The following is a 21,077-nucleotide window of genomic DNA, read 5'->3' as shown; positions in this document are numbered from 1 at the left end:
CGCTCGGCGACCATCTCCCCCTGCCTGACGCCGCGCGGCGACCCGGCGAAACATTGTTCTCGATGTAATTTGCCATCCAGTTGCTAACGCTCAAGGCTCGGCGCGCGACAACCCTTGCGGCCGGCCGAACAGACGACAGGAGAGCAGGGCACATGGTGGCAGCATCGAGAACGGGCGGACGCATGTTCCTCGCGATTGCTGCCCGGCTACTCGTGACCGCGCTCGCCGTGCTCGCCACGACGATCTTCAGTTACCTTCTGCTGCATCCGGATTCGACGGGATCGCAGTCGACGCCACCCGCCTCGGTCGCCCCGCCGCACCCTTGACCGGCCCACACCTCAGGTCTAACTTACAAGTTGTCAGTTAGACCTGAGGGAGTGCGGCAATGAATGATCCGCGACAGTATGTTGTCATCGGCGGCGGCCTGGCCGGACTGGCCGCCGCGGTCTGGCTGGCCGAGGCGGGCAAGCAGGTCACCCTGCTGGAACGCCGCGGCCGGCTCGGCGGACGCACCCACGCGATGAAGGTCGACGCGGCCGACGACCTGCCCGACAACGGCCAGCACGTCATCGCCAGCGGCTACGACCATCTGTTCCGCTATCTGACCAGCGTCGGCACCCGTGAGTACGTCCGCTTCCCGCAGCGCGCCACCCTGCGCTGGCCGGACGGGCGCAGCGTCACCATGGCCACGAAGGGCCCCGCCGCACTGCGCACCTTCTTCGGCGCCCATCCCGACGCGAGCCTGATCGAGCGCGTGCGCGCGGGCATCGCCACCGTCCGCCTCGGCTGGCAGTGCCTGCACCAGCCCGCCGATCTCGCCGACCTCACCACCGAGCAGTGGTTCCACCGCATCGGCATGCCCGCGAAAGCGCGTGAGGCACTGTGGGATTGGCTCGCCCTCGGCGTCGCGGCCGAACCGGTGCAGCAGGAGTCGGCGAAGGTGCTCGCCGATGTGCTTGCCACCGGCATCCGGCTCGGCATCAAGCATCGGCGGCCCGCGACCATCGGCTATCCGACCACCGACCTCGACACGCTGTATGTCACCGGCGCCCAACGGGTTTTCGAGCGCTACGGGGTCACGGTGCGCCATCGCGCTGTCGCCAGGCGCATCCACATCGCCGACGGCAGAGTGACCGGAGTCGCGCTGGCCGACGGCAGCATCGTGCCCGCCGACGCGGTGGTCTGCGCGGTCCCCAACTCCAATGTCGGCGGCCTGCTCGACGAACTGCCCGAGCACGCCGAACTCTATGCGGCCGCGGACAAACTCGGCTACACCCCGATCGTCAGCACCAACCTGTATCTGGACCGCCCGCTCGGCACCGCCGCCGAATTCGAGGCGCTGATCGGCGGCACCGGCGTCATCGACGAGGTATTCGACCGGCAGAAGATGACCGGCCGCAGCACCGACCGGGCGTGGCTGTACTGCCTGACCACCAGCGGCGCCTACGAGCAGATCCACAAGTCCAACGAGGAGATCGTCACCGAGCAGATGGCACTGCTGCGCCGCTACTATCCGGCCGCCGAGGAGGCGAAAGTGCTTCAGGGGCATGTGGTCCGGATGCCGAAGGCGACCTTCTCGCAGGTCGTCGGCACCCACGGACTGCGCCCCGACCAGCGCACCTCGGTGCCGACGCTGGTGCTGGCCGGCGACTGGACCGCGACGGATTGGTCGGCGACCATGGAGAGCGCCGTGCAGAGCGCCGCGAGGGCGGTCGATCTTCTGCTTGCGCTACCGTCTGTGCCGTGACCACAGCGGGGGGAACGGACCCGGAGGCGGCAGCGGAGCCGCCCGCCGCACCGAAGCGGCGCATGTCGGCGGCCGACCGGCGCGCCCAACTGCTCGACGTGGCACGCGACATCGTGGCCACCGAGGGCTTCGGCGCCGTGACGATCGACCGGGTGGCCCGCGAGGGACAGGTCGCGCGTGCGCTGGTCTATCAGCAGTTCACCGACCTGTCCGGGCTGATGACCGCACTGCTCGATCGCGAGTCGGCGATCGCGTTCGCCGGGGTGCGCAGCGTCGACTGGTCCACCGATGCCGCCATCGATATCGATGCGGTCGGCCGCGGCGTGCTCGCATACCTGCACGCCGCTCCGACCAGCTGGCAGATCATGCTCAGCCCGCCCGAGGGCGGCCCGCCGGGCCTGCGCGAGCGGCTCGAACTCGGCCGGGCCTACGCGCGCACGATCGGCGCCCGCCACATGTCCCGCTACACCGGCGTCACCATCGACCCGAACGGCCCGACCGAGCGAATCCTGCTGGCCGCCACCGAGGAACTGGCCCGCCTGCATCTGGCCGATCCGCAGCGCTATCCGGACGAGCTGGTGCTGCGCTATGTCCGCACACTGGCCGACTGGGCGGCCGGCGTGGAAAATCCCCGCTGACCCGCCCGCCAGGCGGCATCACGAAATTCTCATGGAGCACTTGGTTACCTATCTCCGGCGCACAGAACGGGCGCCGCTAGGAGGAGGAGAACCACCATGAAGATCAAGTCCGCGATCGCCGCCAGCGTGTTCGTCATCGGCGCCCTCGCCGCGGGTACCGGTATCGCCAACGCCGCGTGGATCGGCAACTACGCGACCTACGACGGCTGCGCCGCCGACGGCAACTCGCCCAAGACCGGCGGCACCCAGTGGGAGTGCGTCCAGGCGGGCGACGGCTGGGATCTCTACACCTACTGAAATTTTATAGGTTTATCAAGGGGTAGGGGTGGCCCGAGGGGCGTCGGGCCACCCGCAATACCGTTAGCTCAGCGAACAAAAGTGAAACAAATATGGTCCTCGCTGCTGAGCGGCCATATCATCAACGCTCGTGCGAGTACTGGTGGTAGAGGACGATGAGGGCCTTGGCCTGGAAGTGGCCGCTGGCCTGCGCTCGGCCGGATTCGCGGTCGACCTCGCCAACCATCTCGCGGACGCGGACTTCAAGACCTCGGTCAACACCTACGACTGCCTCGTCGTCGACCGTGGCCTCCCCGACGGGGACGGTCTCCAGCTGGTCGCCGCCAAACGGCAGGCCGGGCACAGCGTGCCGGTGCTCATGCTCACCGCGCGCGACGGCATCGCCGACCGTGTCGCCGGATTCGAGCACGGCGCCGACGACTACCTGGTGAAACCCTTCGCGCTGCCCGAACTCACCGCACGCGTGCGCGCGCTGTGCCGCCGCCGCGAGCATCCGGCCCCGGCCCGGCTCATATTCGGCGATATCGACATCGACCTGCCGCGCCGCCGCGTGATGCGCGCGGGCATTCTGCGCTCGCTGACCCCCAAAGAGTTCGCCGTGCTCGAACTGCTCGCCACCCGCGCGGGCAACGTCGTCTCGCGGACCGAACTCATCGAATGCTGCTGGGACGAAATGGCCGAGCCCGCATCGAACGTCGTCGACGCCGTGATCGCCCAGCTGCGCCGCAAACTCGGAGCTCCCCCGGTGATCGAAACAGTTCGCGGCACCGGCTTCATGATCGGAATCTGACCATTCGCACCACCATCTCCACGTCAGATGCCCGCCCTGCCGTGGCCCGGCTACGCCGGACCCGCTGGCAGCTGACCGCGCTGATCACCGCGATCACCGCGACCTGTTTGATCATCCTCGGGCTCGTGGCCGCCACCATCGACGGGCGCTCACGCGACAAGACCGTCGACGACTCCCTGGATCGGGTGACGACCGCGCTGTGGCACGGCGTCAATCTCAAACCCGAAGAAGACGTCATCGACACCGACCAACTCAAGAAGTACGACGTCGCGAACGGCGATATGGGCGTACTGATCCTGACCGCCAACAGCGACGGCAAGTGGGTCGACACCTACGACCACCTGCGTTCCTGGATGCCGAGCGAAGAGAGCACCAGGGCGCTGGCCGACGACGTGTTCCAGACGGACCAGACGCTGTTCCGCAACGACGTCGACAGCGTCGGGCGCCCCATCCGGCTCGCCGCGCGGTCGCTGACCTTCGAGGACACCGAGGTGCGCGCGGCCATCATCGTCGGAACCAATCCCGGTGCGCGCGACAAGGATCGGGCGCTGCTGCTGTGGGGTCTCGTGGTCGGCGGGCTGGTGCTCGTCATCGCGTCCGCCTGTGCCGCACACGTGCTGTCGGGACGCAGCCTGCGCCAGGCCGTGGTGATGGTCGACGAACAGGAACGCTTCCTCGGCGACGCCGCGCACGAATTGCGCACGCCGCTGGCCACCTTGCGGCTGGTCTCCGAACCGCGCAGGCGCACACCGCACGAGGTCGAGCGCGCGCTGCTCGACGCGCGGGCGCTCGGCGACCGGATGGAACGAATCGTGGCGGGCCTGCTCGCCCGCGCCAGAATGCAGGCAGGCGTCACCAAGATGGAGCGGGTGCAGCTGCTGCTGGATCAGCTCGCCGAATCGGTGGTCGAGGAATTCCACGGCAAGAACATCGAGGTGCGCACCGAACCCTCGGTGGTCGTCGGCGATCCGGCACTGCTGAGTCTCGCGGTGCGCAACCTGGTCGAGAACGCCATCACGCACGGTGCGGTCAATCCGAACGCGCCCGTCGAGGTGTATGTGGCGCAGGGGCGGGTCAGCGTGCGCGATCACGGCGCCGGGCTGAATCCGCAGGTGTCGAGCAATCCGTTCCAGCGGGGCGTGACCAGCGGGCGCGGCAGTGGCATCGGGCTCGCGCTGGTTGCCTGGATCGCGGATCTGCACGGCGGTAGCGCGAGCATGGAGCCCGCGGCGGGCGGCGGCACGATCGCCTCGATCGCGCTGCCACCGCCGCCGCTCAGTTCCTGACGTGACCGAGTTCCTGACCTACTAGCTGTCCAGCGGGACCGGCTCCAGGATCTCCGGGCGGGGTTCCGGAGCCGCGATCCGCAGCGCGTCGGCGGACGTATCGTCGGGCTGGGTCTGCGAGCGGACCTCCGCGTCGACACGGGCCTGGTAGGTCTTCACCTCACGGTCGATCTCGTCCTCGTCCCAGCCGAGGATCGGCGCGACCAGGTTGGCCACCTGCTCGGCGCAGTCCGCGCCGCGATGGGAGTACTCGATGGAGATCCTGGTGCGCCTGGCCAGGATGTCGTCCAGATGCAGCGCGCCCTCGGCGGCGGCCGCGTACACCGCCTCCACCTGGAGGTAGGAGGGCGCGTCGGTAATCGGCTGCAGCAGTTCGGGTTTGCCGTCCGCCAGTGCCATCACCTCGTCGATGAGCGAGCCGTAGCGGTCCAGCAGGTGCTTGATCCGGTACGGATGCACGCCGTACGCCTCGGCCAGCTGCACCGTCTGATTCACCAGCGCGAAATAGCCGTCGGCGCCGAGCAGCGGCACCTTCTCGGTGATCGACGGCGAGACGCGGGCCGGAATGTCCTGTGCCGCTTCGTCTACCGCGTCGTAGGCCATCACCCGGTAGGTGGTGTACTTGCCGCCGGCGATGCCGACCAGGCCGGGCGCGACCCTGGCCACCGCGTGTTCGCGCGAGAGCTTGGACGTCTCGTCGCTCTCCCCGGCCAGCAGCGGCCGCAGGCCCGCGTAGACGCCGGTGATGTCGCCGTGCGTCAGCGGGGTGACCAGCACCTGGTTGACGTGATCGAGCAGATAGTCGATATCGGCCTTGGTCGCCGCGGGATGAGCGAGGTCGAGATTCCAGTCGGTGTCGGTGGTTCCGATGATCCAGTGCGCGTCCCACGGAATGACGAACAGCACCGAGGTCGGGGTGCGCAGGATGATGGCGGTATCGCTGACGATGCGATCGCGCGGCACCACGATGTGCACGCCCTTGGACGCGCGCACATGGAACCGGCCCTTGTTGTGCGAGAGCGCCTGCACCTCGTCGGTCCACACGCCGGTCGCGTTGATCACCACGTGCGCGCGCACCTCGCTGGTCCGCCCGTCCTCGCTGTCGCGGATCTTCACCCCGACCACCCGGTCGGCCTCGCGGAGGAAGCCGACGACCTGGGTGGAGGTGCGGATCACCGCGCCGTAGTGCGCGGCGGTGCGTGCGACGGTCATGGTGTGCCTGGCGTCGTCGACGACGGTGTCGTAGTAGCTGACGCCGCCGATCAGCGAGGTGCGCTTCATGCCGGGGGCCAGCCGCAGCGCGCCCGCGCGGGTCAGGTGCCGTTGTCCCGGAACGGATTTGGCGCCGCCCATGGTGTCGTACAGCACCAGGCCCGCGGCCACGTACGGCCGCTCCCACGCCCGGTGGGTCAGCGGATAGAGGAACCGCAGCGGTTTGACCAGATGCGGCGCCAGCGTGGACAGCGCGAGCTCGCGCTCGCGCAGCGCCTCGCGCACCAGGCCGAATTCCAGCTGCTCGAGGTACCGCAGGCCGCCGTGGAACATCTTCGACGAGCGGCTCGACGTGCCGGAAGCCAGGTCGCGGGCCTCGACAAGCGCCACCTGCAGCCCGCGGGTCGCCGCGTCGAGCGCGATGCCCGCGCCGACCACGCCACCGCCGATGACGACGACGTCGAAGTGCTCCTTACCGAGCCGCTCCCACGCCGATAGCCGCTGTTGCGGGCCGAGGAACTGCGATTCCGGTTTCTTGGTCATGCTCGACTCCTCCAGCCGACGCCTGCGTCGGGTGTAGACGACGTTTGGGTCTTCTCCGGGCACACGATCGAGCTGCTCTGGTACAGGCTATGCGAATCGCTACGGATCTCCGGTTCCCGCGCACTATCCGTGTCGCCGACCACTACCGATGGGTAACCAAGATCGACACTAACGCAGCGCCGTCCGCGCCGCGAGGGACGCAAATGGGACACACCGCGCGCTTCGTTTAGTAGCCTGCACGAATGCGTCGCTATATGGCCGCCATCGATCAGGGCACGACATCGAGCAGGTGCATCGTCTTCGACCGGCAGGGTCGCGTCGTCGGCGTCGCCCAGCGCGAACACGAGCAGATCTTCCCGCGGCCCGGCTGGGTCGAACACGATCCGGAATCCATCTGGCGCAATACCGAATTCGTCCTCGGTGAGGTACTGGAGCGCACCGGTGTCGCCGCGGGCGAGATCGCCGCGGTCGGCGTCACCAACCAGCGCGAGACCACGGTGGTGTGGGATCGCGCCTCCGGCAAGCCGATTCACAATGCCATCGTCTGGCAGGACACTCGCACCGACCGGCTGGTCACCGAACTCGGCGGCGACCTCGGGCCGACCAGATACCAGGACCGCACCGGCCTGCCGCTGTCCACCTACTTCGCCGGGCCGAAGCTGCGCTGGATCCTCGACCACGTCGACGGCGCGCGCGAGCGGGCCGCGGCGGGCGAGCTGTGTTTCGGCACCATCGACAGCTGGGTGCTGTGGAACCTGACCGGTGAGCACATCACCGACGTGACCAACGCCTCGCGCACCATGCTGATGGATCTGCGCACGCTGCAATGGGATCCGGACATCTGCGCGGAATTCGGGGTGCCGGAATCGATGCTGCCGCGCATCGTGAGTTCCTCGCAGGTGTACGCGGAGATCAACTCCGGTCCGCTGCAAGGCATTCCGGTGGCAGGGATACTCGGCGACCAGCAGGCTGCGACCTTCGGACAGGCCTGCCTGTCGCCCGGCGAGGCCAAGAACACCTACGGCACCGGCAATTTCATGCTGCTCAACACCGGGACGACGCCGGTGCTCAGCAAGCACGGACTGCTCACCACGGTCTGCTATCAGCTCGGCGCCGAGGACGCGGTGTACGCGCTCGAGGGCTCCATCGCGGTGACCGGCTCGCTGGTGCAATGGTTCCGGGACAACCTTGGCATCATCGGGTCCGCCGAGGAGATCGAGCCGCTGGCCGCCAGCGTCGCCGACAACGGCGGCGCCTACATCGTGCCCGCGTTCTCCGGGCTCTTCGCGCCGCGCTGGCGCCCGGACGCGCGCGGCGTGATCGCCGGGCTCACCCGTTTCGTCAACAGGGCGCACCTGGCGCGAGCGGTGTTGGAGTCCACCGCTTTCCAGACCCGCGAGGTGGTCGACGCGATGCGCGCCGACGCCGAATCCGAACACCTCGACCTGGAGCTGACCACCCTCAAGGTGGACGGCGGCATGGTCGGCAACGACCTGCTGATGCAGTTCCAGTCCGACATACTCGACGTGCCCGTCGTGCGCCCGGTGGTGAACGAAACCACCGCGCTCGGTGCGGCTTACGCCGCAGGCCTCGCGGTCGGCTACTGGTCGGGCACCGACGACATCCGCGCCAACTGGGCCGCCGACAAGACGTGGTCGCCGACCATGTCCGACACCGACCGCGACGACCACCTCACCGCATGGAACAAGGCGGTCGAGCGCACCTACAACTGGGTGGACTGAGCGGCGCGGGCCAGGCGGTCGATGGCCTGTTCCAGGGTCGCCGCCTCGGAGGTGGTGAAGCACATGCGCATCGAGTTGCGGTAGCCGCCGTCGACGGCGAAGGCGGAGCCCGGCACATAGGCGACGCCCGCGTCGAGCGCCTTGGGCAGCAGCGCCTCGGTGTCGGTGCCGTCGGTGAAGTCGGCCCAGACGAACATGCCGCCGGAGGCGTCGGTACAGGTGGCGCGGTCGCCGAAGCGAGCGCGGAAGGCATGCACCAGCGCCTTGGCGCGGGCGCCGTATGCCGCACGGACGGTATCGATGTGGGCGGTGAGCCAGGCCTCGTCGGCCAGCAGTTCGGCGGCGATCTGGTGGGTGAGCGCCGAACCACACAGGTCCGCACCCTGTTTCAGCAGTTCGACCGCGCGGCACACCGGATCGGGCGCGACGAGCCAGCCGACCCGCAGCGCGGGCGAGAGGATCTTCGACGAGCTGGACAGCCGAATCACGTTGCGGGAGTAGGTCGCCACCGGCGCGGGCGCCGGATTGTCGAACCACAGCTCACCGTACGGATCGTCCTCGATCACCCAGAAGCCGTGCGCGTCGGCCAATTCCGCGAGCTCGCGCCGCCGCGCCGGGCTCATGGTGACACCGCCGGGATTGTGGAAGTTGCTCACCGTGTGCACGAATGCCGGGCGCTCACCGCGCGCGAGCAGTTCGGCGAGCAGATCCGTGCGCATGCCCTCGCGGTCGAGCGGGACCGCGACGATGCGCGCGCCGGCGGCCCGGAACACTTGCAGTGCACCGACATACGCCGGATCCTCGACGATCACCAGCGCGCCGGGATCGAGCAACACCTCGGCGAGCAGCGAAAGCGCCTGCTGCGAGCCGTGTGTCACGAACACCTCCTCGACCGGCACGGTGCGGCCGAGCTTCGCCGATTCCCGCGCGGCGAGCACCGCGCGCAGCGCGGGCCAGCCGGGCGATTCGGTGTACTGCAGGCAGCTGTTGTCGCTGAGCGCCCCTTCGGCGGCCTTGGCCAGCCGCTCGCGCGGCATCAGGTCCGCGTCCGGCAGTCCGCCCGCCAGGCCGATGATGTCGGCGCGGCTGGTGAGCTTGAGCAGATCGCGAATCGCCGAGCTCTTCAGCTCGCCGAGCTTGTTCGCGAGCGGTGGGAAGACCGGCGACATGGAAACCTCCGAAGAATGCCCTGATGCGGGGATGCTCCCACTGTCGCATACGAGCGATCATGGGATGAAATTCGTTTCCCGAATGATGGGACCGGCGGACGAACAGGCGGACCGGCGACGGTCGCGTGCGGTGGAGCTAGCGCTCGCCGATGGACTTGACCAGGTACTTGTCGTCGCGGTGTGCGGTGACCACCGTCTGCTTGTAGACGTTGGTCGTACCGTCCGGGCGGTGCTCTGTCAGATCGACGTCGTAGGCGCCGGAGCCGACATCGGTGATCCGCACGCAATGGGTGGTGCCTGCGGGTATCTGCTCATCGATGGCCTTCTGGATGATCTCGGCCGACGACACGTTCTCGTTGTCGGGCGCGACGAACTTCCTGGCTCGCTCGCCGCTGCGCTCGACATAGAACGCGTACTGGAAGCCGAAGATCGCGCCCGCGCCGCTGGCGGTGTCACCGGGGCCGTTGCCGACCGTCACCTTTCCGTCCTTGCTGGCCGGACAGCTCAGCGTCGCACCGGGGCTCGCCTGCGGCGTCTTCGGCCCATCGGGCTCGTTGCCACTGGTCAACGCGATGATGAGGGCGGCGATGCCGACCAGCACCGCGACCGCGGCGACGCTGCCGGACACGATCAACGGCGTGCGGGAGCGCTGCTTCGGCGGCGGCGGCGCGGCCCGCTGGAAGCTCGGCGCCAGCCGCTGCGCGATCGGATCGTCGGCCCACGACAAGCCCGGCGGCGACGCGGGCGATGCCGGCGGCTCGGCCGGTTCGTCCGCACGGTTCCACCATGTCTCGCCCTGGGGTTCGGCGGGCATGGTCGAATGCCGGACCGTCGGATCGGAGGACGCGGGCGGCTGCGCCGGGGTCACCGGCGGCGCTGGAACAGGCGGCGCCGGGAAGACCGTGGTGTCGGGCGCACGGTACTGCGGTGCGGGCGGCACCGCGTCGGAGGCCGGTCGCCAACCGAGCTCGGGATGATCTGCGGCGGGGTCGGGCCACTGCGCGCCGCCGGATTCGGCCACCGGTCCACCGAAGCCGGCGACGGGCGGGCCGAACTCGGTGACGGGCGGCCCGAATTCCGCTACCGGAGGCCCGAATTCGCCGCCCGCGGCGGAGATCGGCGGGCCGAACTCGGACGCGGAGCGGTCGGACTCGTTGTCCTTCGCATCACCCTCGGAGGCCACGCCCCATCCTTTCCCCAAGACACATGGGTGGGGCGGCCGCGAACGGCCGCCCCACCCATCGAATCAGTACGTGTCAGTACTGCAGCGACCCACCCCACTGGCTGTGCACGCCACCCACGTCGACCGACTGCGGCGCCACATCACCCGGCGGCACGATCGGCGGCAGTTTAGCCTGCCTGGCGGCCTCCAGCGCCTCGGCGCCACCGGGCTGGGACTGAATCCAGTGCTCCACCGCGGCCTTCGCCATATTCAGCTGGGTGGTGTCGAGGATGGTCTCGGACTTGTTGTCCGCCAGGCCCTCGCCACCGGTGTAGCTGGTGACCTTGATGGTGTTGACGTCGATGAACTCGACCGACAGACCGGCCTCACCGACGCCGGTCGGCGTGCGGTAGCCGATGGTGCCTACGTAACCGGCCTGGTTGCTGAAGTGGTGGGTGTTGGCGACGAAGCCGGGCAGCACCGCGCCGCCGTCGACGTTCGCGCCGACCTCGAGGTGCGGGCCCTCCATCTCGACGACCGGAGCGGCGGGCGCCGACTCCAGCCGCGGCGACTGCCAGCGCGGGTTCTGCACCACGGTCTGCGTTTCCGCGGGCTCGGCCGGTGTGCCGGTATCGGCACCGGGGGTGGCGGGCTTCGCGGCACCGGGCTCCGCGGGCTTGGGCTGCTCGACGCCGGGCGCCGGATTCGGAATCGAGGCGGGCTTGTCCTGCCCGCTCTGTCCCGGCACCGGCAGCGGCGCGACACGCGGGGTGGTCACACCGGGCTGCGTCGGCGAACCCGGCTTAGTGCCCGGGTTCGGCATCACCTGATTCGGATCCGGGGTGGTGACGCCGGGCTGGCTCGGGCTCGGGCTCGGCGACGGCTTGGTGGTCTCCGGCTGCTTCTGCTGATCCGGCTTCGGCGTCTCCGCGGTCGGCGCGTCGTTGCCGGTGCCCGGCTGGGCCGGGGCGGTCGGCGGCACGGTCGGGACGACAGTGGGCGGATCGTTCGGAGCTGCTCCGGCGGGAGCGGCGAAGAGGGTGGCCACGGCGGCCGCGGTGGCCAGTGGCAACGACGTGCTCGCCATCGCTCGCTCTACCCGAGTCGGCTTACGATGTTTCACTTTTCGCTATCCCTTTCCCGAGCGCGACCGGGCCCGGCCGCGCTCAGTCGTCCCTGACGAGACGCTCGGTCACGGAACGACCCGGGGGCTTTCGGCGCTCCCGGTTTGGAAAAGTGAACTCCCCCAACACGACAACCACACGACCGCCCGTCGATCGCATCTCTTGCGGGAAGTGAACCACAAGTGAGCCGGACAGGCAACGCGAACCAAACGCACCAAATGACAAGAACACTCGCGAATGCAAGCCCCCTGAATCAGCGGCGGCCCGAGATCAATCCAAGTCGTCGTGGCGCATCAGCTGACGGGCCGCTTCGGTCACCGAACCGGTGAGCGACGGGTATACCGAGAACGTCTGCGCGAGATCGTTCACGGTCAGATTGTTCTGTACCGCAAGGGCGATCGGCAGGATCAGCTCGGACGCGATGGGCGCGACGACGACGCCGCCGATGACCACACCGGTCGCGGGACGGCAGAAGATCTTGACGAAACCGCGGCGCAGGCCCGACATCTTGGCGCGCGGGTTGGTGTTCAGCGGCAGCATCACGGTGCGCGCCGGTACCTCGCCGTTGTCGATGGCGGTCTGGCTCACACCGACGGTGGCGATCTCCGGACGGGTGAACACCGCGGAGGCGACCGTCTTCAACCGGATCGGGCTGACGCCCTCGCCGAGCGCGTGGTACATGGCGATGCGGCCCTGCATCGCGGCCACCGAGGCGAGCGGCAGCAGGCCGGTGCAGTCGCCCGCGGCGTAGATGCCGGGCACCGAGGTGCGCGACACCCGGTCCACCCGGAGATAACCACCGCGGTCGAGTTCGATGCCGACCCGGTCGAGGCCGAGGCCGCCCGTGTTGGGCGTGGAGCCGACGGTCATCAGCGCGTGTGTGCCGGTCACCGTGCGACCGTCGGACAGCTTCACCACGATGCCCTCCGCGGTGCGCTCCACCGCGTCGGCGCGCGCGTGCTTGACCAGTTCCACACCACGCTCGGCGAACGCGTCCTCGAGCACGAGCGCGGCATCCTGGTCCTCACCGGGGAGCACCCGGTCGCGGCTGGACACCAGCTTCACCCGCACACCCATTTCGGTGTAGGCGGAGACGAATTCGGCGCCGGTGACACCGGAACCGACGACAACCAGGGTTTCCGGCAGCTCTTCCAGGTCGTAGAGCTGGCGCCAGTTCAGGATGCGCTCGCCGTCGGGTTCGGCGCCGGGCAGCACCCGCGGGCTCGCACCGGTGGCGATCAGCACCACCTCGGCCTCGACGATCTGCTCGGTACCGTCGGCCAGCTTCGCCAGCACCCGGTGCGCGAGACCGAAGACGGGATCGAGCAGTTCACCGCGGCCCGGCAGCAAGGTGACGCCGGCGGCCTGCAGTTTGGAGCGGATATCGGAGGACTGCGCCAGCGCGAGTTCCTTCACGCGCGCGTTCACCTCGGGCAGCTGGATCTGCGCCTGGCTCGGGTCCAGGGTGATGCCCAGGGCACGGGCCCGGCGCAGATCGGTGCGCACACCGGTCGAGGCGATGAATGTCTTGGACGGGACGCAATCCCACAGCACGCACGCGCCGCCGATGCCGTCGCAGTCGATCAACGTCACCGAGGCGCCGTGCTGAGATGCCACCAGCGCCGCCTCGTAACCGGCCGGTCCGCCACCGATGATCGCAATGCGGGTCATTGATACCTCCGCTTCGAGCAGTTGAACCGGGATCTCCGGTACCCCCATACGTTATCGGGCGAGCACTCCGCAACCCCCATTGGTTCACACTGTTCGCGGCCCCAACCGCCCGATAGAGAGCGACGTCACGCGCCACCGCCGAACACGCCCATCCCGTGGTCCGCGAGCAATGTCACGCTCCCAGCCCCGTACAGCGCGAGTCTTACGAGCGCCGTTCGCGGCCCGTCTCGCGTCCGAGCGGCCGAAGCGCATGCGCCGAAGGCGCGAGTCTCGGCCGCTCGGACGCGAGACACCAGGGGGCCGCGAACACGCCGCGCCGCAGGCGCGGCAAATCAAACACAGGCGCGGTAAATCGAACACAGTTATGGGTGTTCTCGGTGAGTTATTGGCTACCCTTTCCTGGTGCCGATCTACGCCGCCTATGGGTCCAACATGGACTCATCGCAGATGCTCGAGCGCTGTCCGCACTCCCCCCTGTCCGGAACGGGCTGGTTGGAGGGCTGGCGGCTGACGTTCGCCGGCGATGACATCGGGTGGGAGGGGCCGCTGGCCACCGTCGTCGAAGAGCCGGGTTCCCGGGTCTTCGTCGTGCTGTACGACGTGTCCCCGGAGGACGAGCAGCGGCTCGACCGCTGGGAGGGCTCCGATTTCGGGATACACAAGAAGATTCGGCTGCGGGTCACCCGCAGCCCGGAGGTCGGGACCGAGCCGACCCTGGCATGGCTGTACGTGCTCGACGCCTACGAGGGCGGCCTGCCCTCGGCAAGGTACATCGGCGTGATCGCCGACGCCGCCGAGAAGGCGGGCGCGCCAGAGGATTACGTGCACGCGCTACGCACGCGCAACAGCCGCAATGTCGGCCCCGGAAACTTCGGCTAGAGGCAAGAACGGCCGCCCCGATCGGGGCGGCCGTTTCGCGAAGTGTTGTTCAGTTGCTCAGGATTGCGACTACTCAGGCTTGCAACACGATGTTGCTGAGCACCCGCACACCGACGGCCAGCGCACGCTCGTCGATATCGAACGTCGGCTGGTGCAGGTCGAGCTGCTCGCCGTGTCCGGACCAGACGCCGAGGCGGGCCATCGCGCCGGGCACTTCCTCCAGGTACCAGGAGAAATCCTCGCCGCCGCCGGACTGCATGGTGTCGGCGAGCGAGTCGGCGCCGAGTTCGCGGATCGCGTTCTCGAACATCCTGGTCGAATGCTCGTCGTTGACCACGGGCGGTACACCGCGCTTGTAGTTGAGCTGATAGCGCACCCCGGTCGGGGCGAGCAGCCCGTCCACGATCTCGCGCACCATCGGTTCCAGCAGCGACCAGGTGGCGTGGTCGCCGGTGCGCACGGTGCCGGTGAGCATGCCGGTCTGCGGAATCGCGTTGGGCGCCTTGCCCGCCGAGACCGCGCCCCACACCATCACGGTGCTGGTGCGGGGGTCGATGCGGCGGCTGAGCAGCCCGGGCAGTCCGGTGATCACGGTGCCGATCGCGTAGACCAGGTCGCTGGTCAGATGCGGACGCGAGGTGTGCCCGCCCGGTGAGTCGAGCACCAGCTCGATGGTGTCGGCGGCCGAGGTGATCGCGCCGACCCTGATGCCGACCCGGCCGACCTCGAGCCGGGGATCGCAGTGCAGCGCGAAGATCCGGTCGACGCCCTCCATCGCGCCCGCGGCCACCATGTCGATGGCGCCACCCGGCATCACCTCTTCGGCGGGCTGGAAGACGAACCGGACACCGACCGGCAGGTCGAGCTCGGCCAGCGCGAGCGCGGTGCCGAGCAGGATCGTGGTGTGCGCGTCGTGCCCGCAGGCGTGCGAGACGCCCGGCACGGTGGAAGCGAAGCTGAGCCCGGTGAACTCTTGCAGCGGAAGGGCGTCCATATCGGCGCGTAATCCGATGCGCGGTCCGTCCATCGGCCCGATGTCACAGAGCAGGCCGGTGCTACCCGGCATCTTCTGCGGCGTGAGTCCCGCCTTGGTCAGCCAGGCCGAGACGAACTCGGTGGTGGCGAACTCGGTGCGGGAAAGCTCAGGGTTGGCGTGGATGTGCCTGCGCCACTGGACCAGATCGACCGTGTGCTCGGCCAGCCATGCCTCGACCGCTTCCTGCCCGGTGGTCGATACCACCGAGCGGCCGGTAGTGCTCACCGGTGCTCCTCCTGTCGTTGAACTAACCGTTGCAACAACCTGTCTTTGTGTTCTCCATCGCGGGCGACGGTGATAGCGGTACGCGCGAGCGCGAGCGCGCCGTCGGTGACCGCGCGATCCGCCGAGGCATTGACGCTCGCCTCGGCGAAGCCTGGTTGGTGTGTCACTGCGCCACCGGCATCAATGCCGATGACCGGGTGGATGCCCGGGATGACGTTGGTGACGTTGCCCATGTCCGTACTCCCGAGCGGTCGCTGCGCCTCGAGCTCCGGTGCGATCGGCACCCGCCCCAATCCGGTTATCTGTTCGCGGTAGGCAAACAGTAACGCCGGGTCCGGGGTCAGCTCGGTATATGTCGGCGCGACCGTCCGGATTTCGTGTGTGCAGCCGGTCGCGAGGGCACCCGCCGCGAAGCAATCCGACGCCCGTCGCATCAGATCGTCGAGGGATGCGGAGTCGACTGCGCGTAGGTAATACAGCAGTTCCGCACGTCCGGGCACGATATTGGGGGCTACGCCTCCGTCGCCGACTATACCGTGCAGTTGCTGTCCGGGCTGGAGATGTTGCCGCAGCAATCCGAGGGCAACCTGGGTGACGGTGACCGCGTCACCGGCGTTGCGCCCGCGCTCCGGCGCGGCGCTCGCGTGCGCCTCCCTGCCGTGGAACACGATCGACAGATCCGACATGGCCAGCGACCGCGCGCCGACGATGTCGAAGGGGCCGGGATGCACCATCATCGCCATCGCCACGTCGTCGAACACGCCGTGCTCGAGCATCAGCACCTTGCCGCCGCCGCTCTCCTCGGCGGGCGTGCCGAAGACGAGCACGGTGAGGTCGAGCGCGTCGGCGACCTCGGCCAGGCCGAGCGCGGCGCCGACCGCCGAGGCGGCAATGATGTTGTGCCCGCAGGCGTGTCCGATCTCGGGCAGCGCGTCGTACTCCGCGCAGATGCCGACGGTGAGCGCGCCGCTGCCGTAGCTGGCGCGGAAGGCGGTCGGCAGGTCGGCCACACCGGTCCGGATCTCGAAGCCGCGCTCGGCCAGTGGCGCGATGGTCTTGGCGACGCTGCGCGATTCCTCGAACGCGAGCTCGGGCTCGGCGTGGATGGCGTGCGAGAGCTCGATCAACTCCGCGGCCGCGGCCGAGATCGCCTTGTCCGCCGGGGCATAGGCGACCGTGCGGTCCTCGCCTGGCGAATCATCTCGGCCGCTGCGCGGTGGTGGCATGGCACACAGTGTTGCACTGCGTCACGAATCGGGCGCAGCGGGTCGTCAGGTACGCCGACGGGTTATCAGCCGGCGAACGCCAGGTTCTCCGGGGTGGTCGGCACCGCGAGACCGGCGAGCGCGGTGGCGTGCAGCGCGCTCTTGATGATCGGCAGATTCGGCTTGCGGTTGCCCGCCAGTGCCGCCGCGCGGGCGACGGCGCTCGCCAGCAACGCATCGGCATCGGCCTTGGCATCGACGATGCCCGCGGCGATCGCCTCGTCGGCCGGGTAGCGGTAGCCGGTGGTCATCGCCTGCACGCAGACCTGGTTGGTCAGCCGCTCGGTCAGCAGGGCGTTCATGCCGACGGTGAACGGCATGCCGAGGTGCACCTCGGGCAGGCACCAGAAGCCGCGGTCGGCGCGCATCACCCGGAAGTCGTGCGAGGTGGCCAGCATGGCGCCCGCGCCGAAGGCGTGGCCGTTGAGCGCGGCGACGGTCGGCAGCGGGAACTGCAGCAGGCGGGTGTAGAGCGAGTGCACGCGGTCCAGGTAGCCGTAGCGCGCGTCCCAGTTGCCGAACAGGTAGTCGGTGTCGAGACCGTTGCTGTAGAACTTGCCGCTCGCGGTGGTCACCAGCGCGCCGGGCCCTTCACTGGCCTCGACCTTGTCCAGCAGACCATGGAATTCATCGATCCAGTCCGGATGGAAGCGGTTCTCACTGTCGGTCTGCCCCTCGTTCCCGAGGTACAGCACGAACACATCTCCGTCACGTTCCAGATACGGCATGCGAGCAGATTAGCGCGCCGCGCCGCCGGTCTTCTACTCACGGGTAGCAATCCTCACAGCTACCGCGCTCGACCGTCGAACACCCGATTCGCTCCGCCGGAGGGCGCACCCCTTCAAAGCACTGAACACCCCGTCCGGAGCGAGTCTTACGAGCGACCGGTTGGCGGCCGTCAAGGGCCGCCAACCCGTGCCGCCGGAGGCGGCACAAATCCAACACAGCGCGGCAGATTAGATACAGTTCGTTACATGCTTGCCGAACAGGCCGCTCAGGCGATCGCCGAACGTACTGGAGTGCAGCGCCACCGGGTCGCGGTGGTGCTCGGATCGGGGTGGCAGGAGGCGGCCGCGGAGATCGGCACGCCGACGGCCTCGGTGCCGATGCCCGAACTGCCCGGGTTCGGGACGCCGAGCGCGCAGGGGCATGTCGGCATGGTGCATTCGGTCGCCGTCGGCGACACGCCGGTGCTGCTGCTGATGGGCCGCCAGCACCTGTACGAGGGCTATCAGCCGACCGAGGTGGTGCACCCGGTGGCCGCCGCGGTCGCCGCGGGCGCCGAAACCGTGCTGCTCACCAATGCGGCGGGCGGCATCAGGGACGGCCTGCGGGTCGGTGAGCCGGTGCTCATCAGCGATCATCTCAACCTCACCGCGCGCACCCCGTTGACCGGCGCGACCTTCGTCGATCTCGTCGACGCCTGGGATCCCGAATTGCGTGCGCTGGCAAAGGATATCGATCCGAGCCTGACCGAGGGCGTGTACGCGGGCCTGACCGGGCCGCAGTACGAGACCCCCGCCGAGATCAAAATGCTGCGCACCATCGGCGCCGACCTGGTCGGCATGTCGACGGTGCTCGAGGCCATCGCCTGCCGCGCGCTCGGCGCCAAGGTGCTCGGCATCTCGCTGGTGACCAATCTGGCCGCGGGCGTGACCGGCGCGCACCTGTCGCATGCCGAGGTGCTCGCCGAAGGGCACGCCGCCGCACCGCGATTGGGCAAACTGCTGCGCGGCGTGCTGGAACGGCTGTAGCCGTGCTCCGGTTCGGCACGGCCGGGCTGCGCGGGCCGCTGCAAGACGGTCCGGACGGGATGAACGTCGATACGGTGTCGCGGGCGACCGCGGGCCTGGCGGACTGGCTGCGCGGGCGCTGCCTCGGCGGCGGCGTTGTCGTCGTCGGCCGTGACGCGCGCAACGGCTCCGCCGAGTTCGCCGCCGCCACCGCGGAAATCTTTGCCGCCGCCGGTTTCTCGGTGCTGACGCTGCCGCGCCCGCTGCCGACTCCGCTCGTCGCGTTCGCGGTGCGCGAGCTCGGCGCGGTGGCCGGTGTGCAGATCACCGCGTCGCACAATCCGGCGACCGACAACGGCTACAAGGTCTACCTGGACGGCGGAGCGCAGCTGATCCCGCCCGCGGACGCCGAGATCGAAACGGCGATCGACGCGGTGCGCGAACCGATTCCGCGCGCCGATCCGGCGGCGGGCGGCCTCGATCCGCGGATCACCGCCGCGGTCGGCGACGGAAACGACGCGGGCGAGGAACTGGTGCGCCGGTATCTTGCGCGGGTCGCGGCGCTGCCCGGGGCGATCGGCGGTGCGGGCGCGCGCGCCGATATCCGGATCGCGCTCACCGCGCTGCACGGGGTCGGCGGCGCGACCGCGGTGGCGGCGCTGCGCGCGGCCGGATTCGCCGATGTGCACGTGGTCGCCGAGCAATTCGAGCCCGACCCCGCGTTCCCCACCGTCGCGTTCCCCAATCCGGAGGAGCCCGGCGCCACCGACCTGTTGCTCACGCTCGCCGACCGCGTCGGCGCGGATCTCGCGATCGCGCTCGATCCCGATGCCGACCGGTGCGCCATCGGCGTGCCGACCCCGGCGGGCTGGCGGATGCTGCGCGGCGACGAGACCGGCGTGCTGCTCGGTGACCGGGTGCTGCGCACCGCGCCGCCGGATGCGCTGGTGGCCACCACGATCGTGTCCTCGCGGCTGCTGTCGAAGGTGGCGACGGCGCGCGGCGCGCGCTACGCCGAGACGCTCACCGGCTTCAAATGGCTCGCCAGGGCGGGCGACGGCCTGGTCTACGCGTACGAGGAGGCGATCGGCCACTGCGTCGACCCCGCGGCGGTGCGCGACAAGGACGGCATTTCCGCCGCCGTGGTCGCCGCCGATCTGGTCGCCGCGCTGAAGGCGGCCGGGCGATCGCTGATCGACGAACTCGACGACTACGCGGTCGAATTCGGGCTGCACGCGGGCGATCAGGTCTCGCTGCGGCTCGCCGACGTGGCCGACGGCGCGGCCATGGTCGCGCGGCTGCGCGCGGCGCCGCCCGACGAAATCGCCGGTGCGCCGGTCAAATACACCGACATGTCGCAGGTGCGCGGCCGAATGCGCACCGACGCACTGGTTTTCGAGGGCAGCTCGGCGCGCATCGTGATCCGTCCCTCCGGCACCGAGCCCAAGCTGAAGTGCTACCTGGAGGTCGTCGAACCGGTCGACGATCGGGCGGGCCTGTCGGCCGCGAGAACCAGCGCGGCACAACAGCTCTCGGCGCTGCGCGCGTTCTGCGAGCAACTCTGACCCGGCCGCGGGCTCCCATACCCGCCGCCGGGCCCGAAGATGACCTTCGGCCGATTCCGCGACCAGCGCGGACACGCTCAGGGATCATCGCTGAATGGAGGAATTGCATTGCACCCACTGCGGTGCGACGGGGCTGGAGCTCGGATACATCGAGGACACCGGCCTATCCGCGTGGGCACGCGCCCGGTGGATTTCCGGACCGCTGCAGCGCAACCGGCTAGGTGGCGTGCAGCGATCAGGGGGCCTGCGCTATCCGATCGACGCCTATCGGTGCCGCGAGTGCGCACATCTGGAACTGTTCGTCCAGCCGGACGGTGAGTGAGCCGGGCTAGCGCGGCCCGAATTGGCGGTCACCGGCGTCGCCGAGGCCGGGGACGATGTAGGCGTCGGAGTTGAGTCCGGCGTCGATCGCGGCGGTGACCAGGCGGACCGGCAGTCCCGATGCCTCCAGCGCGGCAATGCCTTCCGGTGCGGCGACGACGCAGATCGCGGTGATATCGGTGGCGCCGCGCGCGGCGAGCAGCTCGAGCGTGTGCCGCATCGAGCCGCCGGTGGCCAGCATCGGGTCGAGGACGTAGACCGGGATCTCGGACAGATCGTCGGGCAGCGATTCCATGTACGGCACCGGCTGATGGGTCTGCTCGTCGCGGGCGATGCCGACGAAACCGACCCTCGCGTCGGGGATCAGCTCGGCGGCGGCCTCGACCATGCCGAGCCCGGCGCGCAGGACCGGAACGAGCAGCGGCGGCGCGGCGAGGCGCGCGCCCTCGGCGAACGCGACCGGCGTTGTCACCTGGAATGTGGTCACCGGCGCCTCGCGCAGCGCCTCGTAGATCAGGATGCCGGTGAGATCGCGCAACGCGGCGCGGAAGACCGGATTGGCCGATCGGAAGTCCCGCATGGTGGTGAGCAGGGCGGCGGCGAGTGGATGAGCCACGGTGTCGGTGCGCATGAGGGAACGATAAAGTCGGTTCGGGTTCACCGCCGATCCTC

General features: G+C 69.3%; 20 protein-coding genes. 11 read left to right on the top strand and 9 right to left on the bottom strand.

Annotated features, from left to right (window positions below):
• The first annotated feature begins 152 nt into the window (after window positions 1–152).
• From ACIG5A_RS19005 to ACIG5A_RS18980, 6 genes are all read left to right on the top strand, one after another.
• Window positions 153–326, top strand: coding sequence for a hypothetical protein (locus tag ACIG5A_RS19005; RefSeq protein WP_397241510.1), 174 nt, complete (start codon window positions 153–155; stop codon window positions 324–326).
• Between the two features lie 59 nt (window positions 327–385).
• On the top strand, window positions 386–1,747 hold the full coding sequence (hpnE, locus tag ACIG5A_RS19000) for a hydroxysqualene dehydroxylase HpnE (RefSeq protein ID WP_397241509.1): 1,362 nt from the start codon (window positions 386–388) through the stop codon (window positions 1,745–1,747).
• Between the two features lie 62 nt (window positions 1,748–1,809).
• Entirely contained in the window at window positions 1,810–2,385 is a 576-nt protein-coding gene (locus ACIG5A_RS18995; protein WP_397241870.1) for a TetR/AcrR family transcriptional regulator, read from the top strand.
• Between the two features lie 96 nt (window positions 2,386–2,481).
• Window positions 2,482–2,682, top strand: a complete 201-nt coding sequence (locus ACIG5A_RS18990) for a hypothetical protein (RefSeq protein WP_397241508.1) — start codon at window positions 2,482–2,484, stop codon at window positions 2,680–2,682.
• 130 nt (window positions 2,683–2,812) lie between these two features.
• A complete protein-coding gene (locus ACIG5A_RS18985) occupies window positions 2,813–3,472 on the top strand; it encodes a response regulator transcription factor (RefSeq protein ID WP_397241507.1) in 660 nt (219 codons plus the stop codon).
• 41 nt (window positions 3,473–3,513) lie between these two features.
• A complete protein-coding gene (locus ACIG5A_RS18980) occupies window positions 3,514–4,758 on the top strand; it encodes a sensor histidine kinase (protein ID WP_397241506.1) in 1,245 nt (414 codons plus the stop codon).
• A 21-nt stretch (window positions 4,759–4,779) separates the two neighbouring features.
• Here ACIG5A_RS18980 and glpD read toward each other — a convergent pair whose 3' ends face one another.
• Window positions 4,780–6,513, bottom strand: coding sequence for a glycerol-3-phosphate dehydrogenase (glpD, locus tag ACIG5A_RS18975; RefSeq protein ID WP_397241505.1), 1,734 nt, complete (start codon window positions 6,511–6,513; stop codon window positions 4,780–4,782).
• Window positions 6,514–6,755: 242 nt separating this feature from the next.
• On the opposite strand from glpD, the gene glpK reads away from it, so the two are divergent.
• A complete protein-coding gene (gene glpK / locus ACIG5A_RS18970) occupies window positions 6,756–8,255 on the top strand; it encodes a glycerol kinase GlpK (RefSeq protein WP_397241504.1) in 1,500 nt (499 codons plus the stop codon).
• Here the strand turns inward: glpK and ACIG5A_RS18965 are convergent.
• The 4 genes from ACIG5A_RS18965 to ACIG5A_RS18950 form a co-directional block, all read right to left on the bottom strand.
• Window positions 8,237–9,424, bottom strand: coding sequence for a PLP-dependent aminotransferase family protein (locus tag ACIG5A_RS18965; RefSeq protein ID WP_397241503.1), 1,188 nt, complete (start codon window positions 9,422–9,424; stop codon window positions 8,237–8,239). The genes glpK and ACIG5A_RS18965 overlap by 19 nt on opposite strands.
• 136 nt (window positions 9,425–9,560) lie before the next feature.
• Window positions 9,561–10,607, bottom strand: a complete 1,047-nt coding sequence (locus tag ACIG5A_RS18960) for a hypothetical protein (protein WP_397241502.1) — start codon at window positions 10,605–10,607, stop codon at window positions 9,561–9,563.
• A 73-nt stretch (window positions 10,608–10,680) separates the two neighbouring features.
• A complete protein-coding gene (locus ACIG5A_RS18955; protein WP_397241501.1) occupies window positions 10,681–11,673 on the bottom strand; it encodes a hypothetical protein in 993 nt (330 codons plus the stop codon).
• 307 nt (window positions 11,674–11,980) lie between these two features.
• On the bottom strand, window positions 11,981–13,381 hold the full coding sequence (locus ACIG5A_RS18950; RefSeq protein WP_397241500.1) for an NAD(P)H-quinone dehydrogenase: 1,401 nt from the start codon (window positions 13,379–13,381) through the stop codon (window positions 11,981–11,983).
• A 402-nt stretch (window positions 13,382–13,783) separates the two neighbouring features.
• Here ACIG5A_RS18950 and ACIG5A_RS18945 point away from each other — a divergent pair, with 402 nt between their 5' ends.
• Window positions 13,784–14,260, top strand: coding sequence for a gamma-glutamylcyclotransferase (locus ACIG5A_RS18945; protein WP_397241499.1), 477 nt, complete (start codon window positions 13,784–13,786; stop codon window positions 14,258–14,260).
• 73 nt (window positions 14,261–14,333) lie between these two features.
• Here the strand turns inward: ACIG5A_RS18945 and ACIG5A_RS18940 are convergent, their stop codons facing one another.
• The 3 genes from ACIG5A_RS18940 to ACIG5A_RS18930 form a co-directional block, all read right to left on the bottom strand.
• A complete protein-coding gene (locus ACIG5A_RS18940) occupies window positions 14,334–15,500 on the bottom strand; it encodes a M20 family metallopeptidase (protein WP_397241868.1) in 1,167 nt (388 codons plus the stop codon).
• Window positions 15,501–15,517: 17 nt separating this feature from the next.
• The gene (locus ACIG5A_RS18935) at window positions 15,518–16,747 is read right to left on the bottom strand and encodes a M20 family metallopeptidase (protein ID WP_397241498.1); all 1,230 of its coding nucleotides are present in this window, start codon (window positions 16,745–16,747) and stop codon (window positions 15,518–15,520) included.
• A gap of 65 nt (window positions 16,748–16,812) precedes the next feature.
• Window positions 16,813–17,514, bottom strand: coding sequence for an enoyl-CoA hydratase-related protein (locus ACIG5A_RS18930; protein WP_397241497.1), 702 nt, complete (start codon window positions 17,512–17,514; stop codon window positions 16,813–16,815).
• A gap of 246 nt (window positions 17,515–17,760) precedes the next feature.
• Between ACIG5A_RS18930 and ACIG5A_RS18925 the strand changes: the two genes are divergently transcribed.
• The 3 genes from ACIG5A_RS18925 to ACIG5A_RS18915 all read left to right on the top strand — a co-directional run bounded on the left by ACIG5A_RS18925 (window position 17,761) and on the right by ACIG5A_RS18915 (window position 20,406).
• Window positions 17,761–18,540, top strand: coding sequence for a purine-nucleoside phosphorylase (locus tag ACIG5A_RS18925; RefSeq protein ID WP_397241496.1), 780 nt, complete (start codon window positions 17,761–17,763; stop codon window positions 18,538–18,540).
• A 2-nt stretch (window positions 18,541–18,542) separates the two neighbouring features.
• Window positions 18,543–20,084 (top strand): phospho-sugar mutase, encoded by a 1,542-nt coding sequence (locus tag ACIG5A_RS18920; protein ID WP_397241495.1) that lies wholly within the window; start codon window positions 18,543–18,545, stop codon window positions 20,082–20,084.
• Between the two features lie 94 nt (window positions 20,085–20,178).
• On the top strand, window positions 20,179–20,406 hold the full coding sequence (locus ACIG5A_RS18915) for a hypothetical protein (protein ID WP_397241494.1): 228 nt from the start codon (window positions 20,179–20,181) through the stop codon (window positions 20,404–20,406).
• Window positions 20,407–20,412: 6 nt separating this feature from the next.
• Here the strand turns inward: ACIG5A_RS18915 and upp are convergent, their stop codons facing one another.
• On the bottom strand, window positions 20,413–21,036 hold the full coding sequence (gene upp / locus ACIG5A_RS18910) for a uracil phosphoribosyltransferase (protein ID WP_397241493.1): 624 nt from the start codon (window positions 21,034–21,036) through the stop codon (window positions 20,413–20,415).
• Window positions 21,037–21,077: the final 41 nt, after the last annotated feature.

The organism is Nocardia sp. NPDC052566, assembly GCF_044547285.1.
In the GTDB taxonomy this organism is placed as follows: Bacteria; Actinomycetota; Actinomycetes; order Mycobacteriales; family Mycobacteriaceae; genus Nocardia.
Note: the sequence above shows the minus strand (reverse complement) of the source record. Positions and strands in the feature narration are given on the sequence as shown.